The sequence below is a fragment of the Psychroserpens sp. AS72 genome (assembly GCF_038900375.1).
Classification (GTDB): domain Bacteria; phylum Bacteroidota; class Bacteroidia; order Flavobacteriales; family Flavobacteriaceae; genus Psychroserpens.
This window is the reverse complement of the sequence record NZ_JBBMRC010000001.1, coordinates 125747-148100: the sequence shown is the minus strand read 5'-3', so window position 1 is coordinate 148100 and position 22354 is coordinate 125747. Positions and strand designations below refer to the sequence as shown.

Here is a 22354-nt window from a genome sequence, read left to right as displayed (position 1 = left end):
TAAAATGTTTTTGATGATAAAGTAGATTCTCAAATGAAGCACAACACACATATATCTACACTTTCTTAATCACATTAGTAACAATACCCCAAATTAAAAAATTATTGTCTTCTGTAATATTTATGATGGGATAATTTGGGTTTTCTGGTTGCAACCACACTTCGCCATTAGAGACACGTAGTCGTTTTACGGTAAATTCGCCATCTAAAAAACAAACTGCAATTTTATTATTTACTGGCTCCAAGCTTCTATCTATAACCAATAAATCATTATCCTCTAATCCTGCTCCAATCATAGATTGACCACTAACACGAGCATAAAACGTGGCTTCTCTGTTTTTAACTAATTCATCATCTAATGATAAACGCTGTTCTTTAAAATCTTCTGCAGGAGATGGGAATCCTGCCGAAATACCTGTGTCAAATAATTGTGCTCCTGCACCTTCTATAGTTTCTGGTGTGAAGAAAGTTAAACTTCCTGATGTGTGTGCTATCATGGATTAAGTTTTTGTATTAGTTGATAAGCGCGTTAGGGGTTGCAGTGACATCCTTTTTTGCTTTTTACAAAAAAGATATAACGGAAAACCCGACCTTTAGGTAACGCCCAAATTATTATAATTTTATTTTACCACAATAATATCGTTAATATTTGTGGTGTATTTTGGTGATAATCGTTCTTGACGCATTTTCCATGTGCGTTTTAAATCTTGATTACCTAATTTAATTTTATGACTTTTATATTTTGCATTTAAACTATCTATGGACTGCATCAAAGGTTGATGTTTAGGGTTTTCTGCATCAAATAAATGCAATTGATGATTATCTGTTGGTACTATACCTGTTACAATGACACCAGCACGTTTGTACTTTATTCCCGATTTAAAGATAGACATTACAGCATTAACTGCGCAATTACTTATAATTAAAGATGAATTTGTTGGGTACGATAAATTAACATGTCTGCTTGCATGATGTTGTTCTAAATCTTTTTTGTGCCTATCGCTACTCAACATCACAATAATGACATGACAACTCGAGCCTTGTTTCCTTAATTTTTCGGCACAACTGGTAGCAAATGTAGAGATGCGTTCTTTTATATTATCTAGATCTGAATAGGTATATTCAAAACTTCTTGTTGTTGCAATAACACGTTTATTTTTAGGTTCATCTAACAGTATTTTAGAGTTGCCTTCTAAGTCTTTTTTTAGTTTCCACTCGGTAATTGAAAACGTTTTACGAACCCAATCATCTGATAATTGTGTAAAATCATAAGCTGTTTTACAGCCTTTGGCTTCTAATCGTTTTGCTAATCGACGACCAATTCCCCAAACGTTTCCAATTTTGGTCCATTTTAAGGCTTTGATTCTTTTGTCTTCACTGTCTATAACGTAGGTTCCTTTGGTTTCCTTCGGAAATTTTCTAGCGATCTTATTGGCGACTTTAGACAATGCTTTGGTAGGAGCTATACCAACACAGACCGGAATTCCTGTCCACTTCAAAATACGTGTTCTCATCTCATTTCCGTAGTGATTAAAATCATAGTTATGGAAACCCTTAAATTCTAGAAAAGATTCATCAATACTATACACTTCTACATCTGGTGTAAACTGTTCTAATATTCTCATGACGCGACTACTCATATCACCATATAATGGATAATTTGACGATAACACAACAATATTATTTGCCTTACAAAAGGGTTCCCATTTAAAAATAGGTGCTCCCATTGGCAAATCCAACGCTTTTGCTTCATCGCTACGTGAAATTACACAACCATCATTATTACTGAGAATAGCAATGGGTTGTCCTTGTAAATTAGGGTTAAAAACACGTTCGCAAGACGCATAGAAATTATTACAATCCACAAGTGCAAACATATGTGTAAATGTACAACAAATGTTTGAATTTAAGATTTTGTAAAATGAAATAAATTAGATTATAGAGCTGCTAAATATGTTGCAATTTCATCTTGTTTATATTTTTTAGCATAATCTAAGGCAGTAAGTCCTTTATCATTTTTGACCTCTAATTTTGCTCCAGCTTCCACCAATGATTTGACAAAATCTAAACGACCATATTTAACTGCATACATTAATGGTGTTTTACTCGTACAGACTTTTTCTAGATTTACTTTTTCGTCCAATAATAATTGGAAACAATCATTTGCATTTGATTTTATTGTTATGACTAATAAGGAATACGATGAGTTGCCGACATCAAAACAAGCGTTATGAAAATACTATTGTGATTAAAACTATTTTTATAACTCTTGTTTTTGATTAATCATTTTCTTCTTCTATATATTCTAATATATCACCTGGCTGACATTCTAAAGCGTCACAAATAGCTTCTAAAGTTGAAAACCGAATAGCCTTTGCTTTACCTGTTTTTAGTATGGATAGGTTTGCGGTTGTGATACCAACAATTTCGGCAAGTTCATTGCTTTTCATTTCGCGCTTTGCGAGCATGACATCAAGATTGACTACTATTGGCATAACTATATGGTTAGATCGTTTTCTTGTTGAATTAGACTACCTTTCTTTAATAAACTAGCAAGAACTAATAAAGAGAATCCAATAATAAAAAACATGAAGTCAAATTCTAATCTAGGATTCATGGAAAATTTAGTTACTCCATTAAATATGGTGTTATCAACTAAAGTTTCTGTTTTAACAAAGTAATATTTCTTACCGATAACGTAACTCATGACTAACTCAAAACTAGTACTAAATATAACAACCCAACCTATCAATCTTATCATTTTAAATAATGTAGGAGTAAAATTTAAATCTTTCTTTAGACTTTTAAAAATCTTCATCAATAAATAAAAAATAAGAGCTAAACACATAAATCCAACATAATTTTTCACAAGTTGAAGAATTAAAAAACTAGAGTTTTTAGATTTAGCAACTAAGTAACCTTGAGCATAAGTAACATGTTGATTAGTTGTAAACACTTCCTCATTATTTGGAAACTGAATACTTATAACATTTTTAACTCCAATCTTATCACTAACTGATAATTCAATAAACCGTTCTAATGTACCATAAGAAGATTTTTGACCTTTATCATCAGTATGAGTACTCTTAATATTAGACCAATTATTATTAAAAACCGTATTAGGAGCTTCTGCTCTGAGACGAACTGGTATATTATATCCTTTTGAATGATGATTTCCTGCAGAAATACTACCTGCTTTTCCATCAATTGTAAACGCTTCAAATCCAATTTGGATAACTATAAAAACTGTTATTATCCAAAATGCCAACGCGAAAAAGACATGTAAGCCAATTACTAAAATATTCTTTTTTCTCATAACTATATGGTTAATTCGTTTTCTTGTTTTAGGAGATTTCCGTTTTGTAAAATATCTGAAATGATATAGAGACTAAACCCTATAATCATTAAAAGAAAACCTTGTGCCATTTCACCAAGGAATAAAACTTCTTCTGAACGAAAAAGTAATACTATGCTAAACACAAGGTTCAAAAACCCTGAAATTAAGAACAGTTTTCCTGCAATTTTAAATTTAGTAGCGCTATTAGTGTTGAAGAAACCTTCTTTTATAATTTCTCCTAATCCGTTTTTTATAAATAATAAACCTACAAATGTTAGTACAGAAAAAATTAAACCAACAAACTGTGTATAGTATCCAAAAATGAATTCTTTGTATAAGTGTTCAAATTGATTTGTGAAATCAGTAAAAAAAGTGATATAAGCATTACCTAAAAAATGAATTAAGTAAATCACGATTAACACCAGTACAAAACCGTTTAAGAATTTTATTTTTTTCATGATTAAATCAATTTTATTATCGTTTAACAATAACAAATATATAAAAATTATTGATAAACAATAATTTTTTGTTAAAATCAGATCTATTTATTGTATTTCAAATGACGCTGTATTCCAAGTTTCATTATCTATATTTGTGGCTATGGATGCAATTATTAGATATACAAGAAAAGTGCCTATATGGAAAACTATTTTAGGATTTGCTGCAATAGGTGTTGGTCTTCTAGGCTTGATATCTCTAGTCTATTTAGCTTTAGTCCCTCTTCTTTTTGGGTTTATGATGTTAAAAACAAATGGATCGGAAATAGACCTAGAATCAAAAACCTATAGAGAAACAGATTCAATATTAGGTGTTAGTATTGGAAAATGGCAAACACTTCATAATCCAGAATATATTTCTGTGTTTAATACAACCGAAGATATTACTGTAAGAGCCTTAACCGCAGAAACCACAAATAGCTTCCCAATCATCGTACTGAACATTTTTTATGAAAGAAATAAAAAAATAACAGTTTATAAAACAGAAGATATTAAAGATGCCTTTGATGTCGCTTCTCACATTGCAGATGCATTAGCAATTGACCTATTAGATGCTACTGTAAAAAATGATTATAAATGGGTTGATACAGATATTCTCAGAGAAAAAGGTGACATTGTTTATACAGATTAATTTCAAAGGATGCTACCAAAAAAACTCCAAAACAAACTCGATAAGCGTCAACAAGACAATGCATTTAGACAACTAGGCACATCCAATAATCTCGTCGATTTTTCTTCTAACGATTATTTAGGGTTTTCCAAATCAAAAACCATATTTGATAACACTCATCAATATTTATTAGAAAACAACAACACTCAAAACGGAGCAACAGGCTCACGATTACTATCTGGTAATCACAAGCTTTTTACTCAAGTAGAGCAACAAATAAGTGATTTTCATAATAGTGAAACTGCGCTCATTTTTAATTCTGGTTATGATGCTAACTTAGGTTTTTTCTCATGCGTACCTCAGCGAAATGATATTATTTTATACGATGAATTTTGTCATGCATCCATTCGAGATGGTATTAATATGAGTAATGCAAAAGCGTATAAGTTTGAACATAATGATTTGCAAGCGTTAGAAAAAGAGATTCTTCGCTTCGCTCTGAATGACAACGACATGTATGTGATTACAGAATCAGTATTCTCCATGGATGGTGATTCTCCAGACCTAAAACAACTCTCAAAAATCTGCAAAAAGCACAATACAAACCTAATCATAGACGAAGCGCATGCAGTTGGCATTTTTGGAAAAAACGGAAACGGATTGGTGAACGAACTCCAATTAGAACATCAAGTTTTTGCAAGAATCATCACCTTTGGCAAAGCATTGGGTTGTCATGGCGCAGCAATTTTAGGAAGCCAAAAACTCAAAGATTATCTCATAAATTTTTCGCGACCTTTTATTTATACTACTGCATTACCACCTCACTCATTGGCTACTATTAAAGCAGCTTATGATGAGCTTGTCATTCAGATTGAAAGTGAAGAATCTCAATTAAATCAAATCCATCAAAACATCTATTTTTTTAAATCTGAAATTGAACGACTCCAACTTCAGCAGTTATTTATAGATAGTGATTCTGCAATTCAATGTTGTATTATCTCCGGAAATGAGCAGGTGAAGCACATTTCCGAGGCATTAAAAAAACAAGGATTTGACGTAAAAGCCATCCTCTCTCCTACTGTTCCAAAGGAAAAAGAACGTTTACGCTTTTGTTTACACAGTTATAATTCTTCAACAGAAATCACCAAAGTCATACAGTTACTTGCTACTTTTGTTTAAAATCAATGTGTCCCTATGATCGATAATTATAAAGTACTTACAACATTTCCTTATTCAACCGAAGCACAAATTACAAAGTCTAAACTCGAGTCAGAAGGCATTACTGTAATGTTATTAGACGAAAAAACTGTAGACTCAGACCCTTTAATAAGTCAAGCCATTGGAGGTGTCAAATTATTAGTAGCAGATGATGATTTTGAAAAAGCAGTACTAATCTTTAATGAGATAAGACCATATGAGCTTGATGTAAATGAAAATCCTATACATTGTCCATCATGCAATTCAACTCATATTTTGATTGCGCCTTTAGAACGCAAGAATCTATTTTATATGCTATTTCCATTTTTTGAAAAGACAAAACATATTTGTAACGATTGCAAAACGGTTTTTACAATAACTAATTAATTTAAAGAGATTCCTGCTTTTGCAGGACGTAAACATGAACACATATTTCATCACAGGAATTGGTACAGATGTTGGTAAAACTATAGCATCTGCAATTATAACAGAAGCCCTAGAAGCCGATTATTGGAAACCCATACAAGCAGGAGAATTAAATAATTGCGATACGAAAAAAGTGGAAAGTTTAGTTTCAAACACGAACTCAAAATTTCACGAGAATAGTTACGCATTACAAACACCAATGAGTCCTCATGCTGCTGCAGATATTGATAATATCACAATCGAACTCAAAAATATAACACCACCAAAAACCAAAAACAATCTAGTGATTGAAGGTGCTGGCGGATTATTGGTACCTATAAATACTAAAAACACAATTTTAGACCTCATCAAACCTAACTATAAAGTCATTGTGGTATCGAGGCACTATTTAGGCAGTATAAATCATACGCTTTTAACCCTTAATTTGTTAAAAGAAAAAGGATTTGATGTGGCTCTTATGTTCTCTGGAAATGAGCACAAAACAACAGAAGACATCATCACAAAAATGACAAATGTAAACGTTATTGGTCGCATAGATGAAGAACCGTATTTTGATAAAAATGTGATTTTGGAGTATGCTGAAAAATTTAGAAACAATTTAAAATAATCGTCACCCTGAACTTGTTTCAGGGTCACACAAACATGAAATATTAACCAATTCTTGCAGAACAAGTCATTTCAAAAGAGAAGTAATTGAAAATTGGCATAAATACTGAAAACTAAACTCAATCAAAAAGGCAAACCCAGATCTAGAAACTTTAGATTATTAAATAATGAGATGCTGAAACAAGTTCAGCATGACGTAAAAGATGAATTTAAAACAAAGAGATAAAAAACACCTCTGGCATCCACTAAAGCAACACCAACTGCATCCAGAAAGTCTAGCCATTATAAAAGCAAAAGGCTGTATCCTTACAGACGAAGATGGTAATGAATATATTGATGCAATTTCTTCGTGGTACACATCCATGTATGGACATTGCAACGATTACATTATCGAGAAGACCTACAAACAAATGCGGCAGCTTGATCAAATCATGTTTAGTGATTTCACACATGAACCTGCAATTGAACTATCTGAAAAACTTATAAAAATCCTACCAAAAGGTCAAAACAAGATTTTCTTTAATGACAACGGATCAACAGCTGTAGAAGCTGCTATTAAAATGGCATTGCAATATCATTTTAATAGTGATGATAAACGCTCTGTTTTTATTGCTTTTGAAAACGGATTTCATGGCGACACGTTTGGAGCCATGAGTGTTTCTGGCTTATCTGTTTATAATGGTCCCTTTGAGGAGTTTTTAATAGATGTCAAACGTATTCCAACTCCAGACGGTACAAATACAGAACACATTTTAAGTCTTTTAAAAGAGTACAACTCGCATCATAAAATAGCAGGATTTATTTACGAACCTTTAGTTCAAGGTGCTGCAGGAATGAAAATCTATGATGCTCAGGGTTTAAACAGTGTTCTATCATTTTGTAAACAACATCAAATCTTGACTATTGCAGATGAAGTCATGACAGGTTTTGGAAAAACAGGACGTTATTTCGCTTCAGATTATATCGAAACCAAACCAGACATTATTTGTTTAAGTAAAGCGTTAACCGCAGGATTAATCCCAATGGCAATCACATCTTGCACGCAAGATATTTATGATGCGTTTTTGAGCAATGATATGGCAAAAGGCTTTTTCCACTGTCACACGTATTCTGCAAATCCAATAGCGTGTGCAACTGCCATTGCTGGAATTGAGCTTTTAATATCTTCGGAAATTCAACACAACATCAAACAAATTTCCAAAGCTCATACAGACTTTGAACTCATAATAAAAAACCACCCAAAAGTAAAATCAACCAGACATATTGGAGTCATTTTCGCATTAGATCTCAACACCAAAATGGAACGTTATGGAGATTTGAGAGATAAGCTTCTCAAATTTTTTATGGATCGAGGTGTGTTTTTAAGACCATTAGGAAATACAATTTACATTCAAGTGCCTTATGTGATTTCTGATGTGCAACTCAAAAAAGTATATCAAGTTATTGAAGAGGCTTTAGAGATTATCTAACTAACATCCTGCAAGGTTATAGAAACCTTGCAGGATAATAGAGCACTATTAATATCTTACTACATCTAATAAATTAATAGTTTCTGTTTCTCCATCAATTTTCACGTAAAGTAAGTTGTATACCCACTCATCGTTTATTTTTTCAGCATCAACAATAATAACACCTTCGTCTTTTGGGCCTTTTATTGGTATCTCTAATGCTGCAGATGTCAATCCGTTTGAATACTTATAGCTTGAGTTTCCTATACCATCAGTCTCAATTGGTGTGCCTAAAAATTCAATAACGCGTTCATTTTCTATAGTTGTAGTATATGCATGTTTATAAGGTTCAGATTCCTTTACAGTATTTGAAACTTTATAAAATATACCACCTGCAATTAAAACTATGATAACAATAAATGATAAACAGCCTCCACCAAGTACCCAACCCCAATTTCTACTAAACCAACTTTTTCTTTTATATTCTTCCATAATGTTTTGATTGATTACTAAATGTAAGTAAACTAAAACAGGATTATGTTACAAATAGATAATAAATAACTACTGTTGGTTTTTAGACTACTGTTTAAATCTTACTTTTGTTTTAAATACATTTTCTATTGAATCAACCCATTTCGATAACCGCAATATCATCTATTTCCCCTTTAGGAAAAACTACTAAAAGCATCTGGAACACCTATCTAAATGATTCCCATTGTTTTACTGAAAAAGACGATGTTTTAGTGGCCACATTTCCGAAGGAATTAAAAGCAGATATAGAACAATTAAGACAATCTAACATAAAGTACAAATCGCTCGATAACTCTGTTTTGTATGCCATGTTCGCATCGAGACAAGCGATTAAAAATGCAGGATGGAAACCTACTGACAACTTCGGAATCAATATAGGATCCTCAAGAGGAGCAACAGCACTTTTTGAAACGTATCACGAAGAATTTCTACGGAATAAAAAAGCAGAAATCCTAACCTCACCAACTACAACCTTAGGAAATATCTCATCATGGGTTGCTCATGATTTACTAACCCAAGGACCAGAAATCTCCCATTCCATCACCTGTTCAACCGCTTTACATGCGATGCTTAATGGGATTGCATGGATCAACTCTGGTATGTGTGATAAATTTCTAGTTGGTGGTAGCGAAGCGCCTTTAACTGCATTTACAATTGCTCAAATGCAAGCTTTGAAGATTTATTCAAGAGCAAATTGTCATTCAGAACGAAGCGAAAAATCTCATTTCCCAAACCAAGCCCTTAACCCTAACAAAACCGAAAACACAATGATACTAGGTGAAGGTGCAGCGATGGCTTGTTTAGAATCTGGTGTACATAAAAACGCTTTAGCTAAAATAATAGGTGTTGGTTATGCTACCGAAATTCTAGAACACAATGCATCATTATCAACAAATGCTATGTGTTTTCAGCGTTCTATGACGATGGCTTTAGGTGATTTAAATCCTAACGAAATTGACGTTATAGTCACACATACACCAGGAACAATAAAAGGTGATCAGGCAGAAATAAATGCGATTTCAACAATTTTTTGTAACAAAATTCCTTCATTGACTACTAATAAATGGAAGATAGGTCACAGCCTTGGTGCTTCTGGACTTTTAAGTATTGAAATGGCAGTCCTGATGTTACAACATCAAAAATTCATTTCAGTCCCTTATTTAAAAACCGAAGCTCCAAAACACATTAAACATATTCTTGTTAATGCTGTTGGATTTGGAGGCAATGCAGTATCTATTTTACTTTCAAAATAACATTTAATATATATTGTAAGGCAGTTTTAAACGTCTTACCTTTAAATCTTAACTTTTTAATACTAATCGACTATGGAATGGTTTTCAGCTTTAGATGGATTCTCACAATTCTTTTGGATTATTGCGCTCATTGGCTCTGTAATTTTCGTTTTTGTAATCATTACCACATTCCTTGGAATGGATGGTGGAGACGACTTTGATGGTGTAGATTCTGAAATAGATGCAGATGGAGGCATTGGCTTTCAATTCATCACCTTTAAAAACCTAGTTGGTTTCTTTACTATTTTTGGATGGATAGGCATCGCTTGTATAAATGCAGGATTTTCAAAACCAATAACAGTAGTCGTTTCCTTATTTTGTGGATTATTAATGATGACCATAATGGCAGCAATGTTTTATGCTATGGGTAAATTAACAGATAGCGGAACTTTAAAATATAAAAATGCCATTGGTGCCATAGGCGAAATTTATCTCACTGTTGGTGCAAATCGCGAAAAAATGGGAAAAGTAAGCGTAAGAGTTCAAGGAACTTTAAGAGAACTTGAGGCACTTTCAGATTCATTATCTGAGCTTAAATCTGGAACCATCATTAAAGTGGTTGATGTTACTAGCAATGGCATCTTAATAGTAGAACAAACAAAAAAAGCAATAGAACCAATTAAAACCAAAACATATGAACTACCTAGTGACACAAAACTTTGATTTAGGATTTCCTATTGCAGCAGTGGCTGCAATACTTTTCATCTTTGTCTTTTTAATCATCCTTATAAAACGCTACAAGCGTTGTCCATCTGACCGTATTTTAGTGGTCTACGGAAAAGTAGGTGGTGGACAATCGGCAAAATGTATTCATGGTGGAGCAGCCTTTATTGTTCCTGTATTTCAGGATTATGAATTTCTAGATTTAACACCAATCTCTATTGAGGTTAACTTAGTAAACGCCTTATCTAAACAAAACATTCGTGTAAATGTACCTTCTCGATTCACCATTGGTGTCTCTACAGAACCTGGTGTGATGCAAAATGCAGCTGAGCGTTTATTAGGCTTAGGTCAAAATGAAATTCAAGAATTAGCACAGGAGATTATTTTCGGACAATTACGTTTGGTAGTTGCGTCTATGGATATTGAAGAAATTAATAATGATCGTGATAAATTTCTAACTAATATTTCTGCAAGTGTTGAGTCTGAATTAAAAAAAGTAGGTCTAAAATTAATCAACGTAAACATTACAGATATCGTTGATGAGTCTGGATATATTGAAGCACTTGGTAAAGAAGCTGCTGCACATGCAATCAATGCAGCACGTAAATCGGTTGCTGAGAAAACTAGAGATGGTTCTATTGGAGAAGCTAATGCTGTACAAGATGAAAGAACTCAAGTTGCTGCAGCAAATGCACAAGCCGTAGAAGGAGAAAATACAGCGAAAATTGCCGTAGCAAATTCAGATTCGTTACGTCGTCAACGTGAAGCAGAAGCTGAGCGTGTAGCAATCGCTTCAGAGAAAGTACAAGGTGCAAAAGCATTACAAGAATCATATGCTGCAGAGCAAGAAGCAGAAACTGCAAGAGCAGAACGTGAGCGTTCTTCTCAAATGGCAGATGTTATTGTACCTGCGGAAATTGATAAACGCAAAGTGGAAATCGATGCAGAAGCAGAAGCTGAACGTATTAGAAGACGAGCAAAAGGTGAGGCAGATGCGATATTATTTAAAGCACAAGCCGAAGCACAAGGTCAGTTTGAAGTCTTAACAAAACAAGCTGCTGGTATGGAGCAAATCGTTAAAGCTGCTGGAAACTCAAGTCGAGATGCAGTTTTATTATTAATTGCAGATAAATTACCTGAGTTAGTGAGACTACAAGCAGAAGCTATCAAAAACATTAAGATTGATAAAGTAACCGTTTGGGATAATGGAAGTAGTGGTGAAGATGGAAAATCATCTACAGCTAATTTCTTATCAGGAATGTACAAATCGGTTCCACCATTACAAGAAATGTTTAATATGGCTGGAATGGATTTACCTGAATATTTAAAAGGTAAAGACAAAGTACAACCAGAAGACGCTAAAGTTCTTCCGAAGAAAAAAGAAGACGACAAGAGTTAATCTAGTTTAGATTTAAAAAAATCCGCCACATGGCGGATTTTTTATTACTCTTTATTTTTATGTATCTATTATCTACATTGAAGAGATTCTTCAGTCATACTTCCTTCTGAATGACAGTAGGCTATTAATTAAAGACTAGTTTTTAAAAAAAATCAAAATGTCATTCATAACGCAGTGAAGAATCTTTTTTATAATAAATACCAGCACCTTATATAATTAAAATTCTTCACTGCATTATGTAATACAAATAGAGTTTAGCAAATTTAGAGACAGACATTTTTCTTTTATATTTACAATAAATTCATCCTTATGACCTCTACATTAAAAGCTTTACTTGTATTTGCATGTTTCACATGTTCAACGATATATTCCCAAACAGACCCAAACATCTTCGTTAAATTCGAATCTAAATTCTATGTGATTGATGGTTACAAAATCAATGTTGAAGTTTTAGGAGAAGGTGATCCTATCTTTTTTCTTCCTGGTGGACCTGGTAATTCTCACGATTATATGCAAGGTGCTTTTGGTCAGTATTACAAAACCAATACAGTTGTGTTTTTTGATTGGTTAGGTCGTGGCAAGAGTGATGATGCAAAAGATGTTTCAGAATATAGCGTTGAAGCAGATGTGGAGCTTATTGAAAAACTTCGGAAACTCCTCAAATTTGACAAAATCTCACTCGTTGGCCATTCCTACGGAACAGTGCCAGCTCAAGCTTACGCGATAAAATATAAAGACAATGTCAAAAATATGGTGTTGATAAACGGTTTCCATTCTGGAGCCATGTGGCAAGCCAATTGCGATAGTTATAATCATTATGCTAAAACGCATTTCCCAGAGAAATGGGTTGCTGTTGATTCACTACGGAAATTAGGCTACGTGTCCAGTCAAGAGCCTTTAAAAAGTGTGTATGGTGATTTTCCGACGAAATATATCTACTATCATAATACAACGCTTAAATCTAAAGTTCCGAAGACAACCTATAGAGGATGGGCTGGAGATGTGTACACAACAATTATTGGAAAAGATGGTGATTTTGATGTCTCTGGAAGCATGATCAATCAAGATTATAGACAACAATTAAAAGACATCAAAGCAAAAACTTTAATTGTTGCTGGTCGTTATGATGGTGTATCTACTCCTGAGTTTGCGGTACAATATAAAACCTTTATGCCTGAGGCTCAGTTTGAAATGTTTGAGCAAAGTGGACATAATCCTTACCTAGAAGAGCCTGAAAAATTTTATGCGCTTTTTGATAATTTTATGAACATTAAATAGGTATTTTTGAATCTAGAACGACAACATCTACACATGAGTAAAACAAGACATAACTGGACTAAAGAAGACATCTTAAAAGTGTATAACCAACCTTTAATGGATTTGCTATACGATGCATCAACAATTCATCGTGAGCATCATGATCCTAACACAGTACAAGTGTCTACCTTATTATCTATAAAAACTGGTGGTTGTCCTGAGGATTGTGGCTATTGTCCGCAAGCAGCAAGATATCACACAGATATTGAAGGTAATGACCTCATGTCTGTACAACACGTAAAAGCTCAGGCATTACGTGCAAAATCATCGGGAAGTTCTCGTGTTTGTATGGGTGCAGCTTGGCGAAATGTGAAAGATGGCGAAGAGTTTGACCAAGTTTTAGAAATGGTGAGAACCATCAACAAACTTGATATGGAAGTGTGCTGTACATTGGGTATGATTACAGAAAATCAAGCTCAACGTTTAGCAGAAGCTGGTTTATATGCCTACAATCACAACTTAGACTCTAGTGAAGAATATTACAAAGAAGTCATTTCTACTCGTGGTTATGAAGACCGTTTAGAAACGATTGATAATGTCAGAAAAACCAATGTTACGGTGTGTTCTGGCGGAATTATTGGTATGGGAGAAAAACCTGAAGACAGAGCAGGAATGCTTGTGGCTTTAGCGACTTTGAATCCACAACCAGAATCGGTTCCCATCAACGCTTTAGTTGCTGTAGAAGGCACACCTCTTGAGGATCAAACACCAGTTTCTATTTGGGATATGGTTCGTATGGTAGCTACAACAAGAATTGTGATGCCAGAAACTCAAGTGCGACTAAGTGCAGGACGAACAGAAATGTCTCGCGAAGGTCAAGCCATGTGTTTCTTTGCTGGTGCAAACTCTATTTTTGCAGGTGATAAACTATTAACAACGCCAAATCCTGATGTTGGTGAGGATATGGAAATGTTTAAACTATTAGGTTTAAATCCACAAAAACCATTTGTAAAAAAGTCACAACCAGAAACGGTAGAAGCTAACGATTCTCAATATGAAGCTTTTGGTGAGAAACCAAAATGGTCTAGACCTGAGCATAAAATTGAACGTAACGAAGACGCCAAACAAAAAGCTAAAGTTCTAAAATAAATAAGCTTAATAGTTGCAACTATTTATGATTATTGAATATGCAATATCTAATTGACTAGAACTTACTAAGATTGAAATCTATGTGTTTTTTTGGAGCCATTATTATTGGTACACCTTATCTGCTAATTGTTTCAAACTCGAGTAAACACACAATTAACAAGAAGTAAAAAGCATTAATTTTCGTTTCTTTAGCTTCGGAAATGTGCCAACTCCAAAACCGTAGTCATAATTATATACCAAATAAATGGATAATTTTAACAAACAATTAATTTCATTTGGTAACGTTTTCATAACTTTAAACCTAAATTTTTTTCACTTTTGAAACTCAACCTTCAAGATATTCCTCGTGTTAAAAACATTAGCAAAGAGGACTTTATAGAACAGTACTTTAAGCCCCAAAAACCTGTGGTGATTGAACAATACACCAAAGATTGGCCTGCTTATAAAAAATGGAATCTCGATTATATCAAGACTATAGCTGGCCATACAATTGTTCCGTTGTATGATGATCGTCCTGTTGATTATAAAGATGGATTTAATGAGCCACATTCAAAAATGAAAATGAGTGATTATGTAGATCTCTTAAAAAGTGAGCCTACCAAGTATCGTATTTTTCTCTGGAATGTATTGAAGGAAATTCCGCAGTTACAAAAAGATTACACGTTTCCCGATTTTGGTTTGAAGCTCATGAAACGTCTCCCAATGTTATTTTTTGGCGGAAGAGATTCTCATACATTTATGCATCATGATATAGATTTAGCTAATATTTTTCATTTTCACTTTGAAGGTAAAAAGCAATGCATCTTGTTTGATCAAAACCAAAATGATTATTTATATAAAATCCCACATTCATTAATTACACGAGAAGATATTGATTTTTCAAATCCGGATTTTGAAAAATGGCCTGCACTAAAAAAAGCAAAAGGTTGGCAATGTGAGTTACAACATGGTGAAATATTATACATGCCAGAAGGATATTGGCACTATATGAAATATCTCACTCCTGGGTTTTCTATGAGTTTAAGAGCCATAGCTAGACACCCTAAAAATTTTGGGAGAGCAGTTTACAATCTATTAATAATGCGTCATTATGATAATTTGATGCGACGACTAAAAGGACAAAACTGGATTGATTGGAAAAACGAGCAGGCAATCATTAGAACGAATAAAAAGACTTAAATCATGTCTAAATGTGTAAAACGATTATATTTGCACATTCTAAAATAAAAAACAATGAAAAAATTATTATTACTTATTGCATTGGTTTCAGTATCATTAGTAAATGCTCAAGCATTTGAAGGTAAAGGAGATCAAAAATTTCAAATTGGAGCTAACTTACAAGATCATGCAACAGGAATTAACGCGAGTTTTGACTATGGTTTAGGAGAAAATATTTCGGTTGGACTATCTTCAACTTACGCATTAGGAATTGATGGGTTAGATGCAGATTTTGGAGACCGTTTTGATTTAAAAGGACGTTTCAATGCTAACTTAGGTAATGTATTAAACATTGATGATAATTTCGATTTATATCCAGGTTTAAGCTTAAGTTTAAAGAATTTTGGTGGTCATTTAGGAGCACGTTATTTCTTTTCTGATGGTTTTGGAGTTTATACAGAAGCGACATTCCCATTAGCAAAATATAGCAATGACAAATTAGATATAGGCTATTATATTCACAATCAATTTGCTGTAAATATTGGAGCTGTTTTCAATTTGTAAGCCACAACAAATAACATATATTAAAAAAGCATCTTAAAATTTAAGATGCTTTTTTTTTTATGGAATCAACTCACGTATTTTATCATAAACCAAATGACTTTCCCAACCTCTATAAAAAAGGTAATCGGCTAATTTTTTACGTTTCTTTTGTTTGTTAGTTTCTCTCATCGTTTCTGCTTTTTTTTCTGCTAAGGCATGAAACGTGCTATAATAATCTACATCGCTAATTTCTTTTAAAGCTATTGAAATTAGGGTTTTGTTTATATCTTTTCTTCGCAACTCTAATTGAATACGTTGTTTTCCCCATTTTTTAATTCTGAATTTACCACGTACAAAAGCTTGTGCAAAACGTTCTTCATTCAAAAAATTATGTTGTAATAAATGCACTATGATTTGATCCCTTGCTTCAGGAATCATCTTCATATCATACAGTTTTTGAGTAACTTCTTTATGACAACGTTCTTGATATGCGCAATAATGTTCTAGTCGTTTTTGCGCTTCATCGACCGTATATGTTTTTTGTGGATGCATTGGGTAAAAATAACAATTTGTTAATAAGTGGAAACATCCAAACCACTGATTTTTACGTAAATTGCAGTATATTTGCTTGTTTGTTTTGCAAACAAAATCAATTCATTCCCTATGAAAAAAAATTACTTTCTAGTATTAATAGCATTTCTATGCGCAATTTTGTCTGGTTTTGGGCAAGTCTCTGAAAATTTTGATGGTTTAACTGAAAACAGTTATGGCAATTATAGCTACAATGGATTTGAAATCTCAAATGGTTTATGCAATTCAACAAATTCTCTGTCAGGAAATGCTGTGAGACTTCGAAATGCTACTACTGCTTTAGAATATGTTGGAGGAGACGGTAACGGAAAAGATGGAGGTGTTGGTGATATTTCTTTTTGGTATCGCTCTTGGGATGCGTCGCCAACCGCAGTCTTTGATGTAGAGGTAAGTATCAATGGTGCTGCTTATACAACTGTAGGTTCTCAAATTAGTACCTTTAGCACAACTTACGCTCAATGGACATATAGTTTAAATAATACTAGCGATAATATCCGAATTCGAATTTCTAGAGTTTCTGGAGAAAGATTACATATTGATGATTTTGAAATCACAGATTATGCAGTCACAACAGATCCAAATTTAGCAATCACAGGAATAACGAATCATGGTTCTTCATGTTTGACTAATGCAGCAACCACAATCCAATATACAATAACAAATAGTGGTATTTTACCTGCTGCTGGTGTAAACGCTGTTTCAGATAACCCTCAATTTGTAGTAAGTAATTTATCTTCCCCAGCTATTGCGGCATCTGGAACATCTACTTTTGATGTAACTTTCACACCTACAACCGCAGGTGCTCAAACAGCTACAATAACGGTATCGAGTACCACTCCTACGAGCAATTCTCCAACTATCGATTTAATTGGAACAGGAAGTACATCTCCAACAATTACAACACAACCAACAGCTCAAAACGAAGTTATTCCTGATACTGCTACATTTACTGTTACTGCTACAAATGCTGTGTCTTACCAATGGCAAGTCTCTACAAATGGTGGAGGAACTTGGAATAACGTCACAGGTGGAACAGGAGCAACAACAAACTCATATACAACTGGAGCTACATCTGCTCCAATGAATAATAATCAATATCGTTGTGTAGTAACTAATGCTTGTGGTACTGTTAATTCAAATGCTGCAACATTGACGCTTACTAATACACCAACTAGTAACGTTACAGGTGTTGAAGGCTGTTTTGATGACAATAGCGTAACATTAAGTTGGAACGCTCCAGGAACTGGAACTCCAACTGGCTATATGATTTTCGCTATAGATGGTGGTACAGATCCTGCAGGAGCAAAAACAGATGCAAATACATACACTGCAAATTCAGATTTCTCTGCTGCAACACCTGTAACTCCTGCATCTTTAGGACGTGTGGTTTACAAAGGAACAGCAACTACAGCAACAGTAACTGGTTTAACAGAAAACAATAACTATTCCTTCACTGTGTATTCTTATGTAGGAGAAACGCTGACAGGTTGGTCTGGTGGTGGAACTGGTGGAAGTACAGTAACCAATGAAACGGCTCAAGGTGATGTAAGCAATTTAGTTGCTACACCTTTAACCAATCAAGTGAATTTAAACTGGAACAACCCATTACCAACATCATGTTTTGATCAATTAATCATCGTTGCAAATACAGGTACAGTAACTTTCACCCCTACCGGAACCTATGCAAATACAGATGTTGACTATTCTACACCAAATTCTATTGTTTTTTCAACAACTGGTACGGTAAGTGTAAATTCAGTTGGTGGTCTTACAAATGGTACTAATTATTGTTTTAAAGTTTTTATACGTAGAGGAGCAACTTGGTCTGAAGGTGTTGAAGTTTGTGCAGTACCATCTTTGACGTATTGTGCTTCTAGTGGTGATGATACTGATGGTTACGAAACAGGAATAAGACGTGTTCAGTTTAACACTATTGACAATACAACACCTATTGAAGATAACGATTATTCAAATTTTACATCCATATCTACTACTGTTAATTTAGGAGATTCATACGATTTAACTGTATCTGTAAATACAGATGGAGATTATACTAACTATAATCGTGCTTGGATAGATTGGAATCAAAACGGAAGTTTTAATGATTCTGGAGAAGAATATGATTTAGGTTTAGCAGATGATCCTTCTGGAACAAATCCTTCAGTGGTTACTGATAACTCGCCATTATCAATTGAAATACCAACAAATGCTGCTATTGGAGCTACAAGAATGAGAGTTGCCTCAAGATATGACAACTACTCTACATCGTGTCAAAATGGCTTTGATGGAGAAGTAGAAGATTATACTGTTATTGTACAACAACCTTCTGGTGCAGAAATTAATATTAAAGGGAATAATATAACAATAGCAAACGGTTTCAATGCACCTTATGGTTTAAACAATACGCTTTTTGGAGCTCAAAACGTCGGAAGCACTAGTGCTTTTAAAAACTATTTTGTAGAAAATATTGGAGCTATATCGCTAAGTTTAAATGGTACTCCAAGAGTTGATATAATTGGTGCTCATGCTGGAGATTTTACAGTGACACTTCAACCAGCTGCAACTGTTGGCTCTTTATCTAATTCAGAGTTTAGAATTGTATTTTCTCCAACAGCAGATGGCACACGAACTGCAACAGTGAGAATAGAAAATACAGATAGTGATGAAGATCCATATGAATTTGATATTCAAGGAAACGCTGTTTGCTCAACAGTTTTAACAAGTAATATGTGGCCAACAGAAGGTCCAGAAAATACAGAAGTCACCATTACATCTGTAAATAATTTAACAGGTGCTACTGCTACAATTAATGGAGACGCTATGACAATAGTATCTTCTAGCGCAACAGAATTAGTCGTGTTAGTTCCTGCTGGTGCAACTAGCGGTAATTTAGAAGTTTTATTCTCAACTGGTTGTTCGTCATCAAATACATTTACTGTAATTGATAATGTAATCAATGGTTGTGAAACAGCTGTTTCATCAACTACACCTACAGATTTATTTATTAGTGAAGTTACAGATGCAACGTCTGGTAGTTCTTCTTACGTGGAAATATTTAATGGCACAGGAGCTGCTGTTAATTTAGATGATTATGATTTAGTGATATACAATAACGGTAATGCTTCTTCATCAGGCACAGTAAATCTTACAGGTACTTTAGCAAATAATGGTCTACATGTTGTAAGTATTGGTACAACAACTTGTTCGTTAAACAACTTAAATGTAAGTCCAGACCAAAGTGCGCCTAGTTTGGGTGGTGTGAATTTTGATACTAATAAAGCAGATGCTATAGTGTTAGAAAAATCTTCTGGTACAAACCAAGGTGAGAAAGATGTATTTGGAGAAAAAGGTAGTGGTACTTGGGCAAATAGTGTAACTTTTGGTGATGATGGTGTTAATTTCAGAAGAAAAAATGATGCTCCTGTTTTACCAACAATGACTTTTGATTTAGCACATTGGGATATTATTGATTGGGCAACTTGTGGTGATTCTGATTATGTAAATATTGGTCTTTATGATTTTTCACTTGGTATACCTCCTAGTGTTTCTGTATTGAATTCACCAACTTTTAGCTGTACAACTACGGTTCAATTATCTGTTGTTGGTACAGAAGGAGTTCCTTCAGGATTTGGCTTAGTTTATCAATGGTATTACTTAGCTCCAAATACAAATACATTTGTCGTTGTACCTAGTACGGCTGATTTTAATAACGATTCTACAAGTGCAACTTTAGATATTGACAATCCGTTACCATATATAGATTATCAATTTTATTGTCAAGTTAGAGAAAACACTGCAACTTGTTATACAGCAAGTAATGCTGTTAAAATCTCTGTAGTTACTACTATTTGGGATGGATCAGATTGGACAGCTTCTACTCCTCCTGATGAAGACACTATAGCTATTATTGATGGTCCATATGATACATTTACTAATGGAGATATTGATGCTTGTAGACTTATCATAAACTCTGGTATTGGCACAACATTAAATGTTGCCAATTCTGGATATGTTAGAGTTGTAAATAATGTTTTAAATAACGGTACAATTACAGTTCAAACGCATGGTGCTTTCGTACAAGACGGTCTTGGTCTTGCTGGTAATGGCACTTCTGGTACATTTATTAATAATGGATCGGCAAGTGTCATAAAATATACAGAACTTTTAAATGATTGGTACGAATATACGTATTGGAGTTCTCCCGTACTAAACCAAGCGTTAAATGATGCTACACCAAATACTCCTGCTTCTAGACGTTTCTATTTTGAGACAGCAAATTATTTAGATCAACATACAGATGAAACCACAAACGGTATTCCTGATGATATAGACGATAATGGTGATGATTGGCAAAATGCAACAGGTGATATTATGGAGTTAGGTAGAGGTTATGCTGCTACTTCTTCTCCATTGGGACTTTTTCCTCAAACAGACCAAGCTACTTTTGATGGTGAATTCTTTACAGGCGATTTATTTAAGTCTGTTATTAGAAATGGTTTTGCTGGTGATAATGACTGGAATTTTGTAGGTAATCCATATGCTTCTGCTATCTCCTTTACCGATTTACATGCAGAAAACAGTACTATAATTGATGGTGCTGCTTATTTATGGTCTCAAGCATTACCGCCTTTAGATACCAATCCTGGTAATGAAGTAATGAATTTCAACGACGCAGATTATGCAATTATTACTGTAGGTAGTGGTAACACTGCAGGTGGAAGTGGAGTTATTCCTGCTGCAGGTAATTATATACCGTCTGCACAAGGATTCTTTGTAAAAGCTATAAACGCTGGTGGTAATTTAAGGTTTACTAATCAAATGCGTCGTGCAGATAACACTAGTAATAATCAATTTTATAGATCTAGTGATCCTGAAAATGATAGTTCAATCTATGAGACAAATAGATTATGGGTTAATCTAACATCAGAAAGTGGAGTTTTCAATCAAATATTAGTTGCTTATGTTGATGGAGCAACAAATGGAGAAGATAGTTGGAGTTATGATGCACCAAGAAACTTATCTAGCGGATTGTCTTCTGTAATTTATACTTCTATCGAAAATGTTGACACGAGATATGCCATTCAAGGAAAATCTCCTAGTAGCCTTTCTATTGAAGAAGTAATTCCTGTTGGTTTTAAAACTAATATTACTCAGGCTACTCTATACAAATTCTCTATTGCTCAATTAGAAGGTGAATTCATGAATAATAACACCGTTTATCTTAAAGATAATCTAATGAATATCATACATGACTTGAGTGCAAATGATTATGCTTTTACTTCGGAAATTGGAGAATTTAATGACCGTTTTGAAATAGTGTTTCAATCTGAAGCACTTTCAGTAAACGAGAACGAATTAACTCCTAACGATTTAACAATAGTAGAACTAGGTAATGGAGATGTTACATTTTCCGTAGGAAAAAATATGACGATAGATGCTGTTGAAATCATGGATATGTTAGGTAGAACAATCTATAACCTGAGAGGACAAAATAGTACTGAAACTTATAATCTGTCTAATTTAAGTCAGGCTACTTACATTGCTAGAGTAACATTGTCTAACGGACAAATAATCACTAAGAAAGCAGTGAAAATGAATTAAAGTAGTATAAAACTACAGTAAAAAAGAGATTTTGGTAATATGCTAAAATC

At 33.9% G+C, this 22354-nt stretch carries 22 protein-coding genes; 13 read left to right on the top strand and 9 right to left on the bottom strand.

Translation table 11 applies throughout. From position 1 onward, the window contains the following. Positions 1-55: 55 nt before the first annotated feature. The 6 genes from umuD to WNY78_RS00620 all read right to left on the bottom strand — a co-directional run bounded on the left by umuD (position 56) and on the right by WNY78_RS00620 (position 3794). Entirely contained in the window at positions 56-496 is a 441-nt protein-coding gene (gene umuD / locus WNY78_RS00645; RefSeq protein ID WP_342871244.1) for a translesion error-prone DNA polymerase V autoproteolytic subunit, read from the bottom strand. Between the two features lie 123 nt (positions 497-619). Then, on the bottom strand, positions 620-1876 hold the full coding sequence (locus WNY78_RS00640) for a Y-family DNA polymerase (RefSeq protein ID WP_342871243.1): 1257 nt from the start codon (positions 1874-1876) through the stop codon (positions 620-622). A 59-nt stretch (positions 1877-1935) separates the two neighbouring features. Further along, positions 1936-2178 (bottom strand): ankyrin repeat domain-containing protein, encoded by a 243-nt coding sequence (locus tag WNY78_RS00635; protein ID WP_342871799.1) that lies wholly within the window; start codon positions 2176-2178, stop codon positions 1936-1938. A 100-nt stretch (positions 2179-2278) separates the two neighbouring features. Next, complete coding sequence (locus tag WNY78_RS00630; protein ID WP_342871242.1) at positions 2279-2494, bottom strand: helix-turn-helix transcriptional regulator; 216 nt, start codon at positions 2492-2494, stop codon at positions 2279-2281. A 2-nt stretch (positions 2495-2496) separates the two neighbouring features. Further along, positions 2497-3315: a DUF2975 domain-containing protein gene (locus WNY78_RS00625; protein WP_342871241.1), complete on the bottom strand. Its 819-nt coding sequence runs from the start codon at positions 3313-3315 to the stop codon at positions 2497-2499. 2 nt (positions 3316-3317) lie between these two features. Continuing rightward, positions 3318-3794 (bottom strand): DUF2975 domain-containing protein, encoded by a 477-nt coding sequence (locus WNY78_RS00620; RefSeq protein ID WP_342871240.1) that lies wholly within the window; start codon positions 3792-3794, stop codon positions 3318-3320. A 142-nt stretch (positions 3795-3936) separates the two neighbouring features. Here WNY78_RS00620 and WNY78_RS00615 point away from each other — a divergent pair, with 142 nt between their 5' ends. From WNY78_RS00615 to bioA, 5 genes are all read left to right on the top strand, one after another. Then, positions 3937-4464, top strand: coding sequence for a hypothetical protein (locus tag WNY78_RS00615; RefSeq protein WP_342871239.1), 528 nt, complete (start codon positions 3937-3939; stop codon positions 4462-4464). Positions 4465-4473: 9 nt separating this feature from the next. Then, the gene (locus tag WNY78_RS00610; protein ID WP_342871238.1) at positions 4474-5622 is read left to right on the top strand and encodes a pyridoxal phosphate-dependent aminotransferase family protein; all 1149 of its coding nucleotides are present in this window, start codon (positions 4474-4476) and stop codon (positions 5620-5622) included. 15 nt (positions 5623-5637) lie between these two features. Next, complete coding sequence (locus WNY78_RS00605; RefSeq protein ID WP_342871237.1) at positions 5638-6027, top strand: DUF2007 domain-containing protein; 390 nt, start codon at positions 5638-5640, stop codon at positions 6025-6027. Between the two features lie 34 nt (positions 6028-6061). Beyond that, positions 6062-6673, top strand: a complete 612-nt coding sequence (bioD, locus tag WNY78_RS00600) for a dethiobiotin synthase (RefSeq protein ID WP_342871236.1) — start codon at positions 6062-6064, stop codon at positions 6671-6673. Between the two features lie 202 nt (positions 6674-6875). Continuing rightward, entirely contained in the window at positions 6876-8141 is a 1266-nt protein-coding gene (gene bioA / locus WNY78_RS00595) for an adenosylmethionine--8-amino-7-oxononanoate transaminase (RefSeq protein WP_342871235.1), read from the top strand. A gap of 48 nt (positions 8142-8189) precedes the next feature. Here bioA and WNY78_RS00590 read toward each other — a convergent pair whose 3' ends face one another. Further along, a complete protein-coding gene (locus WNY78_RS00590) occupies positions 8190-8612 on the bottom strand; it encodes a cytochrome c oxidase assembly factor Coa1 family protein (RefSeq protein ID WP_342871234.1) in 423 nt (140 codons plus the stop codon). 128 nt (positions 8613-8740) lie between these two features. On the opposite strand from WNY78_RS00590, the gene WNY78_RS00585 reads away from it, so the two are divergent. The 5 genes from WNY78_RS00585 to bioB all read left to right on the top strand — a co-directional run bounded on the left by WNY78_RS00585 (position 8741) and on the right by bioB (position 14411). Then, positions 8741-9904, top strand: a complete 1164-nt coding sequence (locus WNY78_RS00585) for a beta-ketoacyl synthase N-terminal-like domain-containing protein (protein ID WP_342871233.1) — start codon at positions 8741-8743, stop codon at positions 9902-9904. Positions 9905-9976: 72 nt separating this feature from the next. Next, on the top strand, positions 9977-10606 hold the full coding sequence (locus WNY78_RS00580) for a hypothetical protein (protein ID WP_342871232.1): 630 nt from the start codon (positions 9977-9979) through the stop codon (positions 10604-10606). Next, positions 10578-12005 carry an SPFH domain-containing protein gene (locus WNY78_RS00575; protein ID WP_342871231.1) on the top strand — a complete coding sequence of 476 codons (1428 nt, stop codon included), beginning with the start codon at positions 10578-10580 and terminating at the stop codon, positions 12003-12005. Before WNY78_RS00580 ends, WNY78_RS00575 begins: the two co-directional genes overlap by 29 nt. Positions 12006-12314: 309 nt before the next feature. Beyond that, the gene (locus tag WNY78_RS00570) at positions 12315-13283 is read left to right on the top strand and encodes an alpha/beta fold hydrolase (protein WP_342871230.1); all 969 of its coding nucleotides are present in this window, start codon (positions 12315-12317) and stop codon (positions 13281-13283) included. Between the two features lie 33 nt (positions 13284-13316). After that, entirely contained in the window at positions 13317-14411 is a 1095-nt protein-coding gene (bioB, locus tag WNY78_RS00565) for a biotin synthase BioB (RefSeq protein WP_342871229.1), read from the top strand. Between the two features lie 153 nt (positions 14412-14564). Here bioB and WNY78_RS00560 read toward each other — a convergent pair whose 3' ends face one another. Continuing rightward, complete coding sequence (locus WNY78_RS00560; protein WP_342871228.1) at positions 14565-14702, bottom strand: hypothetical protein; 138 nt, start codon at positions 14700-14702, stop codon at positions 14565-14567. Positions 14703-14729: 27 nt separating this feature from the next. Here WNY78_RS00560 and WNY78_RS00555 point away from each other — a divergent pair, with 27 nt between their 5' ends. Both WNY78_RS00555 and WNY78_RS00550 read left to right on the top strand, forming a co-directional pair. After that, entirely contained in the window at positions 14730-15590 is an 861-nt protein-coding gene (locus WNY78_RS00555; RefSeq protein ID WP_342871227.1) for a cupin-like domain-containing protein, read from the top strand. Positions 15591-15644: 54 nt separating this feature from the next. Then, the gene (locus WNY78_RS00550; RefSeq protein WP_342871226.1) at positions 15645-16133 is read left to right on the top strand and encodes a DUF6646 family protein; all 489 of its coding nucleotides are present in this window, start codon (positions 15645-15647) and stop codon (positions 16131-16133) included. 57 nt (positions 16134-16190) lie between these two features. On the opposite strand, the gene WNY78_RS00545 is transcribed toward WNY78_RS00550, so the two are convergent. Continuing rightward, positions 16191-16664 (bottom strand): regulatory protein RecX, encoded by a 474-nt coding sequence (locus WNY78_RS00545; protein WP_342871225.1) that lies wholly within the window; start codon positions 16662-16664, stop codon positions 16191-16193. 111 nt (positions 16665-16775) lie between these two features. Between WNY78_RS00545 and WNY78_RS00540 the strand changes: the two genes are divergently transcribed. Continuing rightward, positions 16776-22304 carry a GEVED domain-containing protein gene (locus WNY78_RS00540; RefSeq protein ID WP_342871224.1) on the top strand — a complete coding sequence of 1843 codons (5529 nt, stop codon included), beginning with the start codon at positions 16776-16778 and terminating at the stop codon, positions 22302-22304. Positions 22305-22354: the final 50 nt, after the last annotated feature.